Here is a 16,430-nt window from a genome sequence, read left to right on the forward strand (position 1 = left end):
ACGGGTGGCCCCGCGCGGGGTTCAGAGTTTTCCGTCAGTGGCGCGCAGCGCGCCGTCCGGCGGCATCCGGGGTAGGATGGCCGCGCCTATGCTTTGCTCCAAGGAGCCAGGGGAGCCCGGACCACATGCCAGAAACCATCGCCAGCACCGCTCAACTCGTCGAAGACGCGCGTTACCGCCTGCTGGTCGAGGCGGTGACCGACTACGCCATCTACATGCTCGACCCCGATGGCCGCGTCAGCAGCTGGAGCTCCGGAGCGCAGCGCCTCAAGGGCTACGCCGCCGACGAGATCCTCGGCGAGCACTTTTCGCGTTTCTACACCCCCGCCGACCGCGAGGCCGGGCTGCCCGAGCTGGCGCTGGGCGAGGCGGCGCGGGTCGGGCGCTTCGAGAGTGAGGGCTGGCGCCTGCACCGCGACGGCAGCTCGTTCTGGGCCCACGTAGTGATTGACGCCATCCGCGACGTTTCCGGCGAGCTGCTGGGCTTCGCCAAGATCACCCGCGACCGCACCGAGCAGCACGAGACCGAGCAGGCCCTGCGGCGCAGCGAGCAGCATTTCCGCCTGCTGGTGAATGGCGTCACCGACTACGCGCTGTACATGCTCGACCCCGAGGGCAATGTCACCAGCTGGAACCCTGGTGCGGAGCGGATCAAGGGCTACCATCCCGAGGAAATCATCGGTCGTCGTTTCGAGTGTTTCTACTGCGACGAGGATCGCCAGGACGGCGTTCCCGAGACCAGCCTGAGCACCGCGCTGGCCGAAGGGCGCTATGAGGAAGAGCGCCTGCAGATGCGCAAGGACGGCTCGCGCTTCTGGGCCAACATCGTCATCGACCCGGTATTCGATGACACCGGCAAGCTGCTGGGTTTCGCCAAGATCACCCGCGACATCACCGACAAGCGCCGTGCCCAGGAAGAGCTGGAGCGCGCCCGCGACGAACTGATCCAGTCGCAGAAGATGGAATCCCTCGGCCAGCTCACCGGCGGCGTCGCCCACGACTTCAACAACTTGCTGACGGTGATCCTTGGCGGGCTGCAGCTGCTCGAACGACAACTGCCCAAGGACAACGAGAAGGTTCAGGCCATCTGGCGCAACGCGCTGGAGGCGACCCGCCGCGGCGCCCAGCTGACCCAGCGGATGCTGGCCTTCGCCCGCAAGCAGCGGCTGTTCCCACAGCCGATCCAGCTGCCGGCGCTGCTGCAGGACATGAGCGAGCTGCTGGTCAGCTCCCTGGGCCCGACCATCAGCCTGGAGACGCGCTTTCCGCTTCAGCTGGACTGCGTGATGAGCGACCAGAACCAGCTGGAGCTGGCGATCATCAACCTCGCCACCAACGCCCGCGACGCCATGCCTGGCGGCGGCAGCATCACCTTCTCGGCGCGCAATACCCAGGTCGGGCCGCGCCAGAGCGGCAAGCTGGCGCCGGGGGAATACGTGTGCCTGGCCGTCACCGACTCGGGGCAGGGCATGGACGAGGACACCCTGCGCCGCGCCGCCGAACCCTTCTTCACCACCAAACCGACCGGCAAGGGCACCGGGTTGGGCCTGTCCATCGTCCACGGCCTGGCCCAGCAGCAGGGCGGGGCGCTGCTGTTGCGCAGCACACCGGGGATGGGGACCTCGGCGGAAATCTGGTTGCCGGCGGTGAAGGTGAAGGTCAAGGCGGAGCCGGGGGCGGTGGATGAAGCGCCGGCGGCCGCTGCCGAGGTCGAACTGACCGAACCACTGGGGCTGCGGGTGCTGGTAGTGGACGACGATGCCCTGGTGCTGGCCGGCACCAGTGCGTTGCTCGCAGACCTTGGTTGCCAGCCCGCGCGGACCGACTCGGCGCGGGCGGCACTGCAACTGCTGGAGCAGTCGGACTTCGACCTGATGATCACCGACTTCGCCATGCCGGACATGGACGGCATGCTGCTGATCCAGCAGGTGCGCCAGTCCCACCCCGCATTGACCTGTGCGCTCACCACCGGTTACGCGGGACGGCTGGACACCCTGGCCGACCCGGCGCTGCGCCTGCCCAAGCCGTTCGACCGCGAGCAGTTGCTGGCGCTGTTGCTGCAGGTGAAGCGCACCGGGTAGAAAAAACGAACCTCCGCGGGCGTGGCGTACCCAATGGTGACTGCCATTGCCCCGGAGGATTCGCCATGTATGCCCATCCCCATGTGCCGTTCCACGCCCATTCGCCTGCGTTGCTCCATGCACAGCGCCCCGAACCCATGGAACCGCCCCCGGACCGCGAAAGCCAGATTCCCGAGGATTTCCCCGAGGAAGTGCCGATGGAGCAGCCTCCCGAGGAGCCGATTCCGGCGCCGGAGCAGCGCGCGTTCCGCTTCTCGACGGGAGCCTTGGCATAAAACGTTCGTACGGCACCGATCGTAGGGCGCATAACGCGCCAGCGTTATCCGCCACCGTGGCATTCGGCGGATAACCCGTTCCGGGTTATGCGCCCTACGTGGCTGGAGCGCGCGGTGCCCGTGACCGGACGCATGGCGCGCTTCTGCTCAAGGTTGGTAATTGTCGTGTAAGGCGATGTCAGTGTCCCGTGGTCCCGCGCGCGGGGCGCAGGCCTTCGGCGACTTCCATCTCGATCAGCGATCCGGGGTCTTCATTGCCCGGGTCGTTGATGGAAGGCTCGGCCATGGCAGGGTCCAGGCTGCCCTGGGGCATCAGGCCTTCGCTGCGGTCGCGGCGGTCGAGCAGCGGCAGCAGGCCATCGTGGAACTCCTGCTGCTGCGCCTCGGAAAGCGCGGCGAAGCCGTGGTTGAGGATATAGCGGGCGAGGACTTCCTGGCGGCTGTCAGCCTCCAGCACTCCTTCGTCGAGCAGGCGGCGAAGGCCCTCTGAGCGTTCAAGTTCGCTGTGTTCGTTGCAGCCCATCGTTCGCACCTCCCAGGTCTGTCCAGCGAGAGTGGTTAAGCGTGAGCGGCTCGGTATGAGCACTGGCAGTGGGCGACGTCTGTCGCGCCGCCTTATCGAATGACAGGCGCCGGGGCTGGCTGTTCACGGCGAGGGACGAACGGTCCCCGCTACTGGCTCACGGTAGGAGCGGGCCACGCCCGCGATCCGTCGGTGGGGCCGACGGTCAACCCGGTCGCATTCCTGCCAGCGTACGCGGGCAGGGCCCGTTCCTGCTCAGGTACGGCGCGTGCGGCGGGCAGCCATCGCATTCCGGCATGGCCGGCATCGACCTATGGTATTGGCCGGGTCCGGCACGCGGCTCTTAGCATCTCGTGCGTTTCCCCTGACAACGAGAACAACAAGTGGACCTGGGTAAAATCCTGCGCCGTAGCGCGCTTTACTGGCCTGACCGCGAAGCCGTGGTCGACTCCCGCCAACGCATTACCTTTGCCAATCTCGAGCGCCGCACCAATCGCCTGGCGTCCGGCCTGCTGGCGCTGGGACTGGAGCAGGGAGCCCACGTGGCGATCCTGGCACTCAACCGCGTCGAGCTGGTGGAGGCGGAAGTCGCCCTCTACAAGAACGCCATGGTCAAGGTGCCGATCAACGCGCGGCTGGCCCCCGATGAAGTGTTGAGCGTGCTGAAGGATTCGCGCAGCCAGGCGGTGATCGCCGATGCCGCCTTCGCCGCGCTGATCGACCAGCGCCGCGCCGAGCTGGCGGACCTGAAGCTGATCGTCCCGCTGGCGGACGAGGGCGCCGACGTGCCCTACGAGCAGGTGCTCGAGCGCGGCTCGGAAGCGCCGATCAGTTGCGACCCGGCGGACGATGCGCTGGCCGTGCTGCACTACACCTCCGGCAGTTCCGGCGTGCTCAAGGCCGCCATGCTCAGCGTCGGCAACCGCAAGGCGCTGGTGCGCAAGAGCATCGCCAGCCCCACCGGCCGTTCCGGCCCCGGCGATGTGATGGCCCATGTCGGCCCGATCACCCATGCCAGCGGCATGCAGATCATGCCCCTGCTCGCCGCCGGCGCCTGCAACCTGCTGGTGGAGCGCTACGACGACCGTCTGCTGCTGGAGACCATCCAGCGTGAGCGCGTCACCCGGCTGTTCCTGGTGCCGGCGATGATCAACCGCCTGGTGAACTTCCCCGGCGTGGAAACCTATGACCTGAGCAGCCTGCGCCTGGTGATGTACGGCGCCGCGCCCATGGCTCCGGCCCTGGTGCGCCGCGCCATGCAGGTGTTCGGGCCGATCCTCGCCCAGGGCTACGGCGCCGGCGAGACCTGTTCGCTGGTCACCGTGCTCACCGAGCAGGACCACATCGCCGCGCTGGACGACCCCAGGCGCCTGGCCTCCTGCGGGCGCTGCTATTTCGACACCGATCTGCGGGTGGTCAACGAGGACTTCGAGGACGTGCAGGCCGGCGAGATCGGCGAGATCGTCGTGCGCGGGCCGGACATCATGCAGGGCTACTGGCAGGCACCGGAGCTGACCGCCGAGGTCATGCGCGAGGGCTACTACCTCACCGGCGACCTCGCCACGGTGGATGAGCACGGCTACGTGTTCATCGTCGACCGCAAGAAGGAAATGATCATTTCCGGCGGCTTCAACATCTACCCCACCGAGGTGGAGCAGGTGCTCTACAGCCTGCCGGAAATCTTCGAGGCGGCGGTGGTCGGCGTGCCCGACGAGCAGTGGGGCGAGGCGATCAAGGCAGTGGTGGTGCTCAAGCCCGGCATGCAGCTGGACGAGGCGCGGATCATCGAGCTGTGCGCCGCGCAGCTGGCCGGCTTCAAGAAGCCGCGCAGCGTGGACTTCGTGCGCGAACTGCCGAAGAACCCCAACGGCAAGGTCGTGCGCCGCCTGGTGCGCGAACCCTACTGGCAGAACCAGGATCGGCGGATCTGAGGAGCATGACCATGCAAGCGATTCAACCCAGCCCCAAGGCGCAGGCGATCATCGACGACCTGCGCGGCTTCATCCGTGAAGAACTGCTGCCGCTGGAGCAGCGCCAGGGCATCCGCTTCGGTGAGAAGCACTCCCGCGAGCTGCTGCGCAACCTGTGGAAACGCTCCTGCGAGCGCGGCTTCTACAACATCATGCTGCCCGAGGAACTGGGCGGCGCCGGCCTGGGCATCGCTGACCTGTGCGCGGTGAAAGAAGCCGCCGCCAGCAGCGGCGCAGTGCTGGCCGCCCATGTGCTGGGCGAGCTGAGCGGCCCGCCGCGGGTCGGCCACCTGTTCCGCGTGGCCAGCGAAGAGCAGATCGAGCACTTCCTGCGCCCGGTGTGCCGCGCCGAGAAGGCCGTGTGCTTCGCCCTGACCGAGGCCGAGGCCGGCTCCGACGCCACGGCGATCAAGACCAGTGCGCGCCTGGAAGGCGACCACTACGTGCTGGACGGCGCCAAGCGCTACATCTCCGGCGCGCCCTACGCGGACTTCGCCGTGCTGCTGGCGGTGACCGGGCCGGGCAAGGGCGCGGAAGGCATCTCGGCGTTCTTTGTCGATCTTTCGGCGCCGGGCGCCAAGGTGGTCTCCGACTACCAGGCCATGTCCGGCCCCGGCACCCACGGTGACATCCTCCTCGAAGGGGTGAAGGTGCCGGTGGCGCACCGCATCGGCGAGGCGGGGAAGGGCTTCAAGCTGGCCATGGGGCGCATCACCCTGAATCGCCTGCTGCATTGCGCGACCATGCTCGGCATGGCCGACCTGGCGCTCAACCTGTCGGTGGATTATGCCCGCACGCGGGTGCAGTTCGGCCGGCCGATCGGCATGTTCCAGGCGGTCAGCCACATGATCGCCGACATGGCCACCGAGCTGTATGCCGCGCGCAGCATGATGTACGCCACGGCAGCCAGCTATGACGCGGGCGGCGACATCCGCACCCAGTCGTCGATGTGCAAGGTGTTCAGCTCGGAGACCGCCTTCCGCATCGCCGACCGCGCGGTGCAGGTGCACGGCGGCGCCGGGTTGATCAACGGCCATCCGGTGGAGTGGCTGTTCCGCGCGACCCGTATGATGCGCATCCTCACCGGGACCAGCGAAATCCAGCGCAACACCATCGCCAAGGGCATCCTGATGCCCGATTGACCGGCAGACCTGACAGCGCAGCGCCCACAAGAACAAGAGAGAGACAAGCAACATGCACGATGCTCATGCCTTCCAGCCCCGCAAAGCCTGGACTGTCGCCTTCCTGCTGGCGGCGATGATGCTGGTGAACTTCCTCGACAAGGTGGTCACCGGCCTGGTGGCGGTGCCGATGATGAAGGAGTTGAACCTGACCCCGGCCGAGTTCGGCCTGGTCGGTGGCAGCCTGCACTGGCTGTTTTCCATCTCCGCGGTGGTCGGCGGCTTCCTCGCCAACCGCCGCTCCACCCGCTGGATGCTGCTGGGCATGGGCGCCTTCTGGGCGCTGGTGCAGTTGCCGATGCTCTATGCCACTTCGCTATGGACGCTGGTGGCCTGCCGGGTGCTGCTCGGTGTGGGCGAGGGGCCGGCGTCGCCGGTCGCCACCCACGCGCTGTACAAGTGGTTCCCCGACGAGCGCCGCAGCCTGCCAGTGGCGCTGCTGCACTCGGGCAGCGCCATGGGCCTGCTGATCGCCGGGCTGATGATCCCGTGGATCAGCACCCACTACGGCTGGCGCAGCAACTTCGCCATCCTCGCGATTCTCGGAGCGGTGTGGTGCGCGGCCTGGTTCTTCTTCGGCCAGGAAGGCCGGCTGGGCGAGGTTCGTCAGGGCCAGCCGGGTGGCGAACGCCTGCCGTACCGCCGCCTGCTGGGCGACAGTACGGTGCTGGCCAACTACTTCTGCCACTTCGCCGCCAACTGGTCGCTGGCGCTGACCCTGACCTGGGTGCCGGCCTACCTGGAAAGCGGCCTGGGCCTGAGCGGGATGAACGCCGGGCGGCTGTTCGGCCTGTTCGTGCTGGTGACCATGCCGCTGAGCCTGTTCATGGCGTGGCTGTCGCAGCGCATGCTGCGCGCCGGGGTGTCGTCGCGGGTGGCGCGGGGTGTGTTCGTCTCCGCCTGCCTGATGGCCAGCGGCGTGCTGTCCATCAGCCTGCTCGCGGACATGCCGGTGGTCCTGCGCATGACCTACATGACCCTGAGCGGCGGCCTGGCGCTGGTGATGTATTCGGTGGGCCCGGCGATGCTGGCGGAAGTCACGCCCACCGCCCAGCGCGGCAGCATCCTCGCCATCGGCAACGCCTTCTCCTCGCTGGCGGGGCTGAGCGCGCCCATCGTCACCGGCTTCCTGGTGCAGCGCTCCGGCGGCCTGGACGGCGCCGGCTACGCCCACGGCTTCGCGGTCAGCGGTGTATTGCTGGTGGTGGCGGGGCTGGTCGGGCTGGCCTGGCTGCGCCCGCAGCGTTCGCGGGCCCAGTTGTCCGCTGAGCTGGCCACGGCCAGCTGATCGGGGGCGTTGAAAAAGCGGTCAATCGACGAGATGGACCGCCGGCAGAGGCGAGCGCTCGATCAGCTCGCCTTTCCACGTTCCGTTGCGCACCGATTCCACCAGCAGTTCGCGCACCAGGTCGTGCACGCAGGACGCCGCGAAGCTCAGCGGCTTGTGCGCCGAGTGGGCGATGGAAATGGTGCGTTCGATCTGCGGCTCGACGATGCGCCTCGCCAGGGACTGCGAGCCCACCTCGATGGGCGGCCAGTTGCTGATCGATGCCGCCAGCCCGCTGACTACCAGGCCCGTGATGCCGTAGGCGGACTGCTGCTCGTACTTCACGTTCAGCTCCAGCCCGGCTGCCATGGCCGCCTGCTCGATGCGCCGGCGCAGGTGCATGCCCCGTGGCGGCATCACCAGCGGCTGGCTGAGCGCCTCGGCGAGGGTAATGGTGTCGCCCTCGCTGGCCAGCTGCATCTGCCCGACCCAGTAGAGCTGCTCGACGAAGATCGGCTCGGCGATCACGCCCTCCAGCTCCTCGGCATTGGGCACGATGCCGAAATCCACCTTGCCCAGCTCGATGGCCTCGCCGCCTTCCTTGCTCAGGCCGTCGCGCACTACCAGGTCGATGCCGGAGAACTTCTCCTGCACGCGCTGGATGATCGCCGGCAACAGCAGGGCGGAGGTGGTCACGGGGATCGCCACGGACACCCGGCCGCGCGGGTCGCCCCGGCTGGAGACCAGCTCGTCCTTCACCGAATCGATCTTCTGCACCACCGAGCGCGCCACTTCGTAGAGGCGCCGGCCGGCGTCGGTGAGGTCCACGCCGTCGTGTTGGCGCAGCAGCAGTTGCACCTCCAGTTCGCTCTCGAGCATGCCGATCTGCCGGCTCAGCGCCGGCTGGGCGATATAGGCCTTGCGGGCGGCGGCGGAGAAGCTGCCGGCCTCGGCGATGGCGATCAGGTAACGCAACTGCTTGAGGGTCATCGACTTGCCTTCCGGCCATGCCGGTTTGTTATGGGGTCCATCTGAAGACGATATTTGTTCGCGCTTCAGGGGCTATTTAGTATCGACTCATCGCCACAGATCAAGGGTCGGTAACGATAAGCCAACAATCCGAAAAGTGTTCCGCAAGTTAATCCGAAGAGTAACTCTTCGACTACAAATATCCAGACAATTCAATCATATGCGCTCGAATCCTCACGTGACCTCATGTGATTTCGAGATTGGCTTTGTATTGCCTGAAGATCGCTCGAACAAGAATAAAGAGGATAAGAGTGATGACGCCGAAAGTTCGCATCATGGTGCGAGGCTCATGGCTATTGGTCGCAACTTGCACCTGCCATTCCGCCTGGGGTTACAACTTCGAGATCGGGGAAATCCAGGGTCAGCTCGACTCTGCGCTGTCGCTGGGCGCCAGCATGTCCACCCACAACCCGGAGCAGCGCCTGATGCGCAGCGCCTCGGGCGATGACGGCCGCCGCAACTACAAGGCCGGCGATGTCTTCTCGAAGATCTTCAAGGGTCGCCACGACCTGGAACTGAAGTACAACGACAGCGGCGTGTTCCTGCGCGGCAGCTACTGGTACGACTACGCCCTGCGCGACGAGAGCCAGCGCTTCAAGGACGTCGAGGACAACGGCCGCAAGAACCCCAACAAGTCCGCCGGCTTCGAGCTGCTCGACGCCTTCGTCTACCACAACTTCCAGATCGCCGATGAGCCGGGCTCCGTGCGCCTGGGCAAGCAGGTGGTGAACTGGGGCGAAAGCACCTTCATCCAGGGCGGCCTGAACGTGGTCAACCCGACCAACCTGTCGGCCATCCGCCGGCCAGGCTCGGAGGTGAAGGACGCGCTGGTGCCGGTGAACCTGTTCTACGTCACCCAGAATCTCAGCGAGAACCTCTCCGCCGACTTCTTCTACCAGCTGGACTGGGAACAGACCAACCTGGACAACTGCGGCACCTTCTTCTCCAGCAACGACTACATCCCCGATGGCTGCTACGGCCTGGACGTGGGCAAGAACCTGCAGGGCAATGCCGCTGCCGTGCGCGCGCTGTCGCCGTTCGGCGTCGACCTGACCAGCGAAGGCATCCGCCTGCAGCGCGCCGCCGACCAGGACGCGCGCAACAGCGGGCAGTGGGGCCTGTCGCTGCACTGGTTCGTGCCGATCCTGGACACCGAGTTCGGCGCCTACGCCGCCAACTACCACAGCCGCCTGCCATACACCGGCTCGATCAGCAGCCCGTACCTGACCAATACCAACTTCGTCCCGCAGCTGTGCGGCAACCTCGGCCTGTCCGGTGCGGCCTGTAACGGCCTGATGAACAGCAGCGCCGGCAAGACGCTGACCGATGCACTGCGCATGGGCACTTCCAGCTACTTCGTCGAGTACCCCGAAGACATCCGCCTGTACGGCCTGACCTTCGCCACCACGCTGTCGAGCGGCACCGCGCTGCAGGGCGAGATCAGCTACCGGCCGAACCTGCCGCTGCAGTTCAACGGCCCGGACCTGATCCAGTCCGGCCTCGGTGATCCGTCGCGCACGCCCTTGTACAGCAGCGGTGTCGTGGCCTACGCCGACAGCAACGCCACCGACGGTTACCGCCGCAAGGAAGTGACCCAGGCGCAGATGACCGCCACCCAGACCATCAGCCAGGTCATGGGCGCGGACCAGCTGGTGCTGGTGGGCGAGGTGGGCGCCACCTTCGTAGGCGGCCTGGAGGGCAACGGCGGCCCGCGCTACGGGCGCAACAGCACCTTCGGCTCGGGCGAGCTGGCCAACAACGCGGTGTGCATCGCCAACTCGGCCACCCCGGAGAACTGCAACAACGAAGGCTTCGTCACGTCCTTCTCCTGGGGCTACCGCGCCCGGGCGATCTGGAGCTACGCCAACGCCATCGCCGGTATCGATCTCAAGCCCGGCCTCTCCTGGTCCCACGACGTGAAGGGCTACGCCCCGGCGGAGGTCTCGGGCTTCAACGAGGGCTCCAAGGCGGTCGGCGTCTCGCTGGATGCGGACTTCAACAGCACCTACACCGCCGGCATTTCCTACACCAACTATTTCGATGGCGACTACGGCAACCGCGGCGACCGCGATTTCGTCTCGCTGTCGGTCGGCATCAACTTCTGACGGAGCCTGCCCCTTGAAACGCATCTACTGCCTGTTCTCCGCCATCCTCCTGGCCCACGGCGCGCATGCCGCCGTGCCGGCCGGGGAGGCTGCCAAGCTGCAAGACAGCCTGACTCCCCTGGGCGCCGAGCGCGCCGCCAGCGCTGACGGCAAGGTCCCTGCCTGGCAGGGCGGGCTGTCCGGCGACGGCCTGAAGATCCAGGGCAACGGCACGCCAGCCGACCCTTACGCCGGCGACCAGCCGCTGTTCACCATCGACTCCAGCAACTACCAGCAGTACCAGGCCAACCTCACCGCCGGCCAGATCGCACTGCTCAAGCGCTACCCCGGCCAGTACAAGCTGCCGGTGTATCCGAGCCGCCGCAGCGTGGGCATCTCGGACTCGGTGAAAGGCTGGGTGGCGCAGAACGCCACTGGCGCCAGGCTGGTCAACGAAGGCAACGGCATCGAAGGCTTCCATGGTGCGGTGGCGTTCCCGATTCCGCAGAACGGCCTGGAAGCGATCTGGAACCACATCACCCGCTACCGCGGAGGCAGCCTGCTGTCGGTCAACGACAGCGCGGCGCCCCAGGCCGGCGGCGACTACGTGATCACCACCACCGAGCAGCGCTTCACCATGGCCGACCAGGTGAGCAACTACGCGCCGGGCAAGGTGGACAACATGCTGTTCTATTACAGCCACCGCATCACCGCGCCGTCGCGCCAGGTGGGCGAGGTGGTGCTGGTCCACGAGACGCTGGACCAGGTCAAGCAGCCGCGCCTGTCCTGGGTCTACAGCTCCGGCCAGCGTCGCGTGCGCCGTGCCCCGGACAACGCCTACGACGCTGCCGGGCCGACCACTGCCGGCCTGCGCACCGCCGACAGTCGCGACATGTACAACGGCGCTCCGGATCGCTACGACTGGAAGCTGATTGGCAAGAAGGAGTTGTACATCCCCTACAACAGCTACCGTCTGGCCTCGCCGAGCCTGAAGTACGCAGACTTCCTCAAGCCCGGCGTGATCGACGCCGCGCCGACCCGCTACGAGCTGCACCGCGTCTGGGAGGTGGAGGCGACCCTGAAGCCCGGCGCCCGACACATCTACTCCAAGCGCCGCTTCTACCTCGACGAGGACAGCTGGACGGTGGTGGAGAACGACCAGTACGACAGCCGTGGCGAGCTCTGGCGGATTGGCGAGAACCACACCTTCTACCGCCCGGACGCCCAGGTATTGCTGTCCGCCGCGCAGGTGTTCTACGACCTGCAGGCCGGCCGCTACATCGCCTCGAACATGAGCAACGAGCAGTCGCGCGGCTATGACTTCGGCTTCCGCGCGACTACCTCAGACTATTCGCCGGGCGCCCTGCGCGGGCTGGGCATCCGCTGATGGCGCAAGGGCAATGAGCAGCGGCCGCAGCCGCCTGGCCGACCGTCTGCTGGGCGGCGGCCAGGAGCCGGACCCGCGTTTCACCCTGGCCAACGAGCGCACTTTCCTCGCCTGGATTCGCACCGCCATGGCGCTACTGGCCGGCGCCATCGCCGTGGACGCCTTTGCCGAACCCGCGCTGCCGGGCCCCGCACGGACTTTCCTGGCGCTGGTGCTGGCCGGCCTCGGCCTGCTCACCGCCGGCGCGGCAGGGTTGCGCTGGCTGGGCGTGGAGCGCGCGCTGCGCCAGGGGCGGCCCTTGCCGGTGCCGCTGCTGGTGCCGCTACTGGCACTGGCCTGCGTGGTGCTGGCTGCCGGGCTGATCGGCTACCCGCGATGAGCAGCGACAAGGGATTGCAGGCCGAGCGCACTACGCTGGCCTGGACGCGGACCCTGCTGGTGCTGCTGGTGTTGGCGGCGCTGGTGCTGCGGCGGATCGGCGAGCTGTCCGCACTGGCGCTGATACCCGCGGCGCTGCTGGTGAGTTGCGCGCTGGTCTGCCTGGTCGGGCAGGGCGGCCACTACCGGCGCAGTTGCCTGGCGCTTGCGGGTGACTGCCGTGGCGGCAATGGCCGCGCCGTGGCCTGCCTGTGCCTGGCGCTGATGCTGGCCGCCGGCTTGCTGCTCGGCCTGATCCTGCTGCACGACGAAATCTGACCATGCACGACCTGTACGACCTCGACCTGAACCTGCTGTCGGTATTCGATGCCATCTACCAGCAGCGCAGCATCACCCGTGCGGCGCGGCTGATGGGGCTGAGCCAGCCGGCGGTGAGCAACGCCCTGAGCCGCCTGCGCAAGCATTGCGGCGACCCGCTGTTCATCAAGAGCCACCTGGGCGTGACGCCCACCGTGGCAGCGCACCGCTTGGCCGACCACGTGCGCCTGGCCTTCGAGAGTCTGCGCGAAGGCTGGCGGCAGGTGCCGGGGTGCGAGCCTTCCACGCCGGAACTGCGGGTCAGCTGCATCGACTGCCTGCAGCCGCTGTTCCTCGACACGGCCCTGGCGCGGCTCGGCGAGGACTGGCGGGTGACCTTCTACCAGCCGCAACGCCGCGCGGCCTTCGACGAACTGCGCGGTGGCCAGCTGGATATCCTGCTGGACATCGATCAGGTGGTGCCGTTCGGCTATGGCATCGAGCGCATCACGGTCCCGGCGGATCACTACGTCTTCGCCCATGGCGCGGCGCTGGAGCGGCCACCGGAAAGCCTCGCGGACTACCTGCGCCAGCCGCAGATCCAGGTCTCCGCCCGGCGCGGCGGCCTGTGCCCGGTGGACCTGCAATTGGGTTTGCGCGGGCTGCGCCGCCACATCGCCTGCCGTGTGCAGAGTGCGTTGGCCGCGCGGCTGATGCTCGACCGTCATCCGCTGGGGGTGACGTTGCCGGCGCGCATGGCGCGGCTGCTGGGCCTGAGCTGCCAGCCGTTGGCGCTGGACGAAACGGTGGCGTTCCCCGTGGCCATCTACATCGCCCCCGGCCTGGGCGATGGCGGGCGGATCGCCGCTCTGGCACGGGCCCTGGCGTCGCGCCTGGCGACGCTGGATGCGGCGGCTTAGGTTTCGTCGCTGCTGACGACGCGGTTGCGACCGGTCTGCTTGGCGCTGTACAGGCGCTGGTCGGCGAGCTTGAGCACCGCCTCCGGGGTCAGGGCCCGTGCGCCGAGATCGGCGACGCCGATGGACAGCGTGACCAGCCCCACCTGCGGTATCTGCGTGACGGCCACGGTTTCGCGGATGCGCTCGGCGATGGCGGCGGCGGTTTCCAGAGGCGTCTGTGGCAGCAGCAGGACGAACTCTTCGCCGCCGGCGCGGCAGGCCAGGTCGCCGGCGCGGGAGGAGTCGCGCAGCACCGCCGCGATCCGGCGCAGGGCTTCATCGCCGGCATCGTGGCCCCAGGTGTCGTTGACGCGCTTGAAGTGGTCTATGTCCACCGCGAGTACCGAGTAGGCCACCCCGGATTGTTCCAGCGCATCCAGCGCCACACCCAGCGCGCGACGATTGGCCAGGCCGGTGAGGGCGTCGCTTTGCGCCTCCTGGCTCAGCTGGCCGAGCTTCTGCTGCATCAGCCCGACGCCGGTGAGCAGCGCCTTGCGGATCGCCGCCGCTTCGCGGTACCAGGTGTTGATGTCCTGCAGTTCGCGCGGCGTTTCCGGGTTCGACAGTTGCTCGGCGCTCTGTGCCAGCTGACGCAGCGGGCGGGTGATCAGCAGGGTACCGGCCCAGATCGCCAGCACACCGATCAGGCTGGCCGGGATCAGGCCGAGAAACATGTCCTTCATCAGCAGGTGCAGCGGCGAAAGGCTGAGGTCTCTCGGCTGCTGGGCGACCACCGCCCAGTTGGCATCAGGCACCTGGGCGAAGCCGGCGAGCATGGGCACGCCCTTGTAGTTGAGCACTTCCATCGAGCCGCTCTCGCCGCGAAGGGCGGCGTCCACCGTGGTGCTATGCCCGAGCAGCTCGCCGACGCGCTGGCGGTCGGGATGGTGCAGCAGGCGGCGGTTGGCGTCGGCGACGAAGGCGAAGGTTCCTTCCTGCTGGAAGTGGCTGCCGATGATGCTGTGCAGCACGCTGGGCTTGAGGATGTACACCGAGCCGCCGACCAGCCCCAGGTACTCGCCGCTCGGGCTGGTGATCGGCTGCGAGATGAGCACCACGAGGTTGCCGGCGATGGACTCATAGGCCTGGCTGATCTTGGGTTGCTTCAGGCGCAGGGCTTCCTGTACGGCCTCCGAGCGCAGCGTGGTGCCAACGATCTGCAGCGAGTCGGGGTAAGCCTGCAGGACCTTGCCGCTGGCGTCGACGATGATGATGGAGTTGAAGAAGGTGTCCTGAGCCTGCAGGCGCATTGCTTCGGCGTGCAGCACCGGCGGCTCGTGGAAGTGGTTGGCGAGTATCCCGGAGCTGTAGGCCAGGTTGCGCCGCGCGGAGCCGAGGAACTCGTGGATGCTCGACGCCACCTTGGCCGCATAGGCGCGGTTGGCCTCCAGGGTCGAGTGGATCAGCGCGCTGCGTTGCACGTTGTAGGCGACCACCAGGCTGTTGCCGAGGGTAGCCAGCGCGGCGAGCAGCACGAAGACCAGAATCAGCATTCGCAGGGTCAGCGGTTTGCGGCTCCAGCGCTTCATGGGCTGGCCTGCAGGATGGGACGTGTTCGCGTTGTCGGGGTCTGATCCATGTATGCGTCGGCGCTGGTGAAAGACGTGCAGCCTACCCGCCGATCCTCGACGGGGCGAGGTTCAGGATAGGCAGGCTTGCGGCGTCCGTCACATCGCCGGCACTCAATCGTCCAGGCGGATCAGCGCTTCCAGCAGGCGGGCGAGGTCCTGCTCGTCGTTGTAGGCGTGGGGCGTCACGCGGATGACTTCGCCGACGGCCTGCGCCTGCGGGGCCAGCGGCATGTAGCCGGGCAGGTTGAGCGCGGTCTCGATACTGTGCCGGCGCAAGTGGGCATGCACTTCACGGGTGGCGTGCCCGGCCAGGGTAAAGGTGACGATGCCGGTCAGCTCCAGGCCGTGGTCGTGGACCCGTACGTCGGGACCCATTTCCTCCAGGGCGTGGCGCAGGGTCTGCGCGAGGTGGCGAATGCGCGCCTGCAGTCGCGGCACGCCGCACTGGTGGGTATAGTCCAGCGCCGCGCACAGCCCCAGTCGCACGGCCACCGAATGCTCGGCATTTTCGAAGCGCCGGGCATCGCGGCGTGGCTGCAGGCAACCCTCGATGATGGGCGCGGAGAAGTAGTCGACCATGACCGGGCGATGGTTTTCGAGGAAACCGCGGTTCGCGTAGAGCAACCCCGTGCCGCGGGGCGCCCGCAGCCATTTGCGCCCGCTGGCAGCCAGCAGGTCGCAGCCCAGTTCGCGTACGTCCAGCGGTACTTGCCCGAGCGCCTGTGAGGCATCGATCAGGTAAGGAATGCCGGCGTTCCTGGCAATGGCGCCGACCTTGGCGGCCGGGTGCAGAACGCCGTTGCCCGAGGGCGCCCAGCACAGTTCGATCAGGCGCACGCGCTGGTCAATCATCTCGCGCAGCAGATCCGGATTCAGACTGCCGTCGGCGTGGCACGGCACACAGCGGATATGCGCGCCGTGGCGACGCGCGTGGCCAACCAGCGCTGCGTAGTTGCCGCCCCAGATCGATGGGGTGGTGAGGATCACGTCGCCGGGCTTCAGCTCGATCGCTTCCAGGGCCAGCTGCCAGGCGCGCGAGCCGCTCTCGACGAAGGCGATCTCGTCTGCCTGCGCGCCGATCAGTTCGGCGGCGCGGCCGTAGCCAGCGAGCAGGCGCTCGTGGACTTCTTCGGCGGCGCGATAGGCGCCCAGGTTCGCCTCGCGGGCGAGATGCGCCTGCACGGCCTGCTGCACCGGCAGAGGCATCAGGCCTGCGGCGCCGTTGTTGAGGTAGGTGGTGGCGCAGCCGGGGGTGTCGTTGCGCAGCGCCTGGAGGTCCAGCGGCCCGGTGGTGGTCGGGGTCATGCATCAGTCCCTGAGTGGCTCGAGGACGGGGATTCTAGGAACCGCTGCGCGATGGATACAGAAGCAAAACCGGGCGATTTCGATGGTGACAGTTGCGCTCCGGGTGGCCCAGTGGGCGTGATG

General features: G+C 67.5%; 14 protein-coding genes. 10 read left to right on the top strand and 4 right to left on the bottom strand.

Going from position 1 to position 16,430, the window contains the following annotated elements:
- Positions 1-125 precede the first annotated feature (125 nt).
- Both ABKS89_RS15305 and ABKS89_RS15310 read left to right on the top strand, forming a co-directional pair.
- Complete coding sequence (locus tag ABKS89_RS15305; RefSeq protein WP_348589979.1) at positions 126-2,081, top strand: hybrid sensor histidine kinase/response regulator; 1,956 nt, start codon at positions 126-128, stop codon at positions 2,079-2,081.
- Positions 2,082-2,146: 65 nt separating this feature from the next.
- Positions 2,147-2,356: a hypothetical protein gene (locus ABKS89_RS15310; protein WP_138215778.1), complete on the top strand. Its 210-nt coding sequence runs from the start codon at positions 2,147-2,149 to the stop codon at positions 2,354-2,356.
- A gap of 178 nt (positions 2,357-2,534) precedes the next feature.
- Here ABKS89_RS15310 and ABKS89_RS15315 read toward each other — a convergent pair whose 3' ends face one another.
- A complete protein-coding gene (locus tag ABKS89_RS15315) occupies positions 2,535-2,879 on the bottom strand; it encodes a hypothetical protein (protein WP_138215777.1) in 345 nt (114 codons plus the stop codon).
- Positions 2,880-3,262: 383 nt separating this feature from the next.
- Between ABKS89_RS15315 and ABKS89_RS15320 the strand changes: the two genes are divergently transcribed.
- From ABKS89_RS15320 to ABKS89_RS15330, 3 genes are read left to right on the top strand one after another with little or no spacing between them, the layout of a single operon-like run.
- A complete protein-coding gene (locus ABKS89_RS15320) occupies positions 3,263-4,810 on the top strand; it encodes an AMP-binding protein (RefSeq protein ID WP_138215776.1) in 1,548 nt (515 codons plus the stop codon).
- Between the two features lie 11 nt (positions 4,811-4,821).
- On the top strand, positions 4,822-5,991 hold the full coding sequence (locus ABKS89_RS15325; protein ID WP_348589981.1) for an acyl-CoA dehydrogenase family protein: 1,170 nt from the start codon (positions 4,822-4,824) through the stop codon (positions 5,989-5,991).
- 52 nt (positions 5,992-6,043) lie between these two features.
- Positions 6,044-7,318 carry an MFS transporter gene (locus ABKS89_RS15330; protein ID WP_138215774.1) on the top strand — a complete coding sequence of 425 codons (1,275 nt, stop codon included), beginning with the start codon at positions 6,044-6,046 and terminating at the stop codon, positions 7,316-7,318.
- Positions 7,319-7,339: 21 nt separating this feature from the next.
- On the opposite strand, the gene ABKS89_RS15335 is transcribed toward ABKS89_RS15330, so the two are convergent.
- A complete protein-coding gene (locus ABKS89_RS15335) occupies positions 7,340-8,287 on the bottom strand; it encodes a LysR family transcriptional regulator (protein ID WP_138215773.1) in 948 nt (315 codons plus the stop codon).
- Positions 8,288-8,601: 314 nt separating this feature from the next.
- On the opposite strand from ABKS89_RS15335, the gene ABKS89_RS15340 reads away from it, so the two are divergent.
- Genes ABKS89_RS15340 through ABKS89_RS15360 form a run of 5 tightly spaced genes read left to right on the top strand, consistent with a single transcriptional unit; the run spans position 8,602 to position 13,392 of the window.
- The gene (locus tag ABKS89_RS15340) at positions 8,602-10,431 is read left to right on the top strand and encodes a DUF1302 family protein (protein WP_518301047.1); all 1,830 of its coding nucleotides are present in this window, start codon (positions 8,602-8,604) and stop codon (positions 10,429-10,431) included.
- A gap of 13 nt (positions 10,432-10,444) precedes the next feature.
- Entirely contained in the window at positions 10,445-11,797 is a 1,353-nt protein-coding gene (locus ABKS89_RS15345; protein WP_348589985.1) for a DUF1329 domain-containing protein, read from the top strand.
- A 13-nt stretch (positions 11,798-11,810) separates the two neighbouring features.
- Positions 11,811-12,176, top strand: a complete 366-nt coding sequence (locus ABKS89_RS15350) for a YidH family protein (protein WP_138215770.1) — start codon at positions 11,811-11,813, stop codon at positions 12,174-12,176.
- Positions 12,173-12,493: a DUF202 domain-containing protein gene (locus tag ABKS89_RS15355; protein WP_348589987.1), complete on the top strand. Its 321-nt coding sequence runs from the start codon at positions 12,173-12,175 to the stop codon at positions 12,491-12,493. The genes ABKS89_RS15350 and ABKS89_RS15355 overlap by 4 nt, the downstream gene beginning before the upstream one ends.
- 2 nt (positions 12,494-12,495) lie before the next feature.
- Positions 12,496-13,392, top strand: coding sequence for a LysR family transcriptional regulator (locus ABKS89_RS15360; protein WP_348589989.1), 897 nt, complete (start codon positions 12,496-12,498; stop codon positions 13,390-13,392).
- On the opposite strand, the gene ABKS89_RS15365 is transcribed toward ABKS89_RS15360, so the two are convergent.
- Positions 13,389-14,960: a sensor domain-containing diguanylate cyclase gene (locus ABKS89_RS15365; RefSeq protein WP_138215767.1), complete on the bottom strand. Its 1,572-nt coding sequence runs from the start codon at positions 14,958-14,960 to the stop codon at positions 13,389-13,391. The two genes, ABKS89_RS15360 and ABKS89_RS15365, sit on opposite strands and share 4 nt — an antisense overlap.
- A gap of 153 nt (positions 14,961-15,113) precedes the next feature.
- A complete protein-coding gene (locus ABKS89_RS15370; RefSeq protein WP_138215766.1) occupies positions 15,114-16,307 on the bottom strand; it encodes an aminotransferase class V-fold PLP-dependent enzyme in 1,194 nt (397 codons plus the stop codon).
- Positions 16,308-16,430: the final 123 nt, after the last annotated feature.

This window comes from Pseudomonas sp. LABIM340 (assembly GCF_040017195.2).
Classification (GTDB): Bacteria; Pseudomonadota; Gammaproteobacteria; order Pseudomonadales; family Pseudomonadaceae; genus Pseudomonas.

Excerpts from the sequence above, each read along its gene's own strand:
- ABKS89_RS15305 (WP_348589979.1), top strand. The coding sequence starts at position 126 with ATGCCAGAAACCATCGCCAGCACCGCTCAACTCGTCGAAGACGCGCGT.
- ABKS89_RS15310 (WP_138215778.1), top strand. The coding sequence starts at position 2,147 with ATGTATGCCCATCCCCATGTGCCGTTCCACGCCCATTCGCCTGCGTTG.
- ABKS89_RS15315 (WP_138215777.1), bottom strand. The coding sequence starts at position 2,879 with ATGGGCTGCAACGAACACAGCGAACTTGAACGCTCAGAGGGCCTTCGC.
- ABKS89_RS15325 (WP_348589981.1), top strand. The coding sequence starts at position 4,822 with ATGCAAGCGATTCAACCCAGCCCCAAGGCGCAGGCGATCATCGACGAC.
- ABKS89_RS15330 (WP_138215774.1), top strand. The coding sequence starts at position 6,044 with ATGCACGATGCTCATGCCTTCCAGCCCCGCAAAGCCTGGACTGTCGCC.
- ABKS89_RS15335 (WP_138215773.1), bottom strand. The coding sequence starts at position 8,287 with ATGACCCTCAAGCAGTTGCGTTACCTGATCGCCATCGCCGAGGCCGGC.
- ABKS89_RS15340 (WP_518301047.1), top strand. The coding sequence starts at position 8,602 with ATGGTGCGAGGCTCATGGCTATTGGTCGCAACTTGCACCTGCCATTCC.
- ABKS89_RS15350 (WP_138215770.1), top strand. The coding sequence starts at position 11,811 with ATGAGCAGCGGCCGCAGCCGCCTGGCCGACCGTCTGCTGGGCGGCGGC.
- ABKS89_RS15355 (WP_348589987.1), top strand. The coding sequence starts at position 12,173 with ATGAGCAGCGACAAGGGATTGCAGGCCGAGCGCACTACGCTGGCCTGG.
- ABKS89_RS15360 (WP_348589989.1), top strand. The coding sequence starts at position 12,496 with ATGCACGACCTGTACGACCTCGACCTGAACCTGCTGTCGGTATTCGAT.
- ABKS89_RS15365 (WP_138215767.1), bottom strand. The coding sequence starts at position 14,960 with ATGAAGCGCTGGAGCCGCAAACCGCTGACCCTGCGAATGCTGATTCTG.
- ABKS89_RS15370 (WP_138215766.1), bottom strand. The coding sequence starts at position 16,307 with ATGACCCCGACCACCACCGGGCCGCTGGACCTCCAGGCGCTGCGCAAC.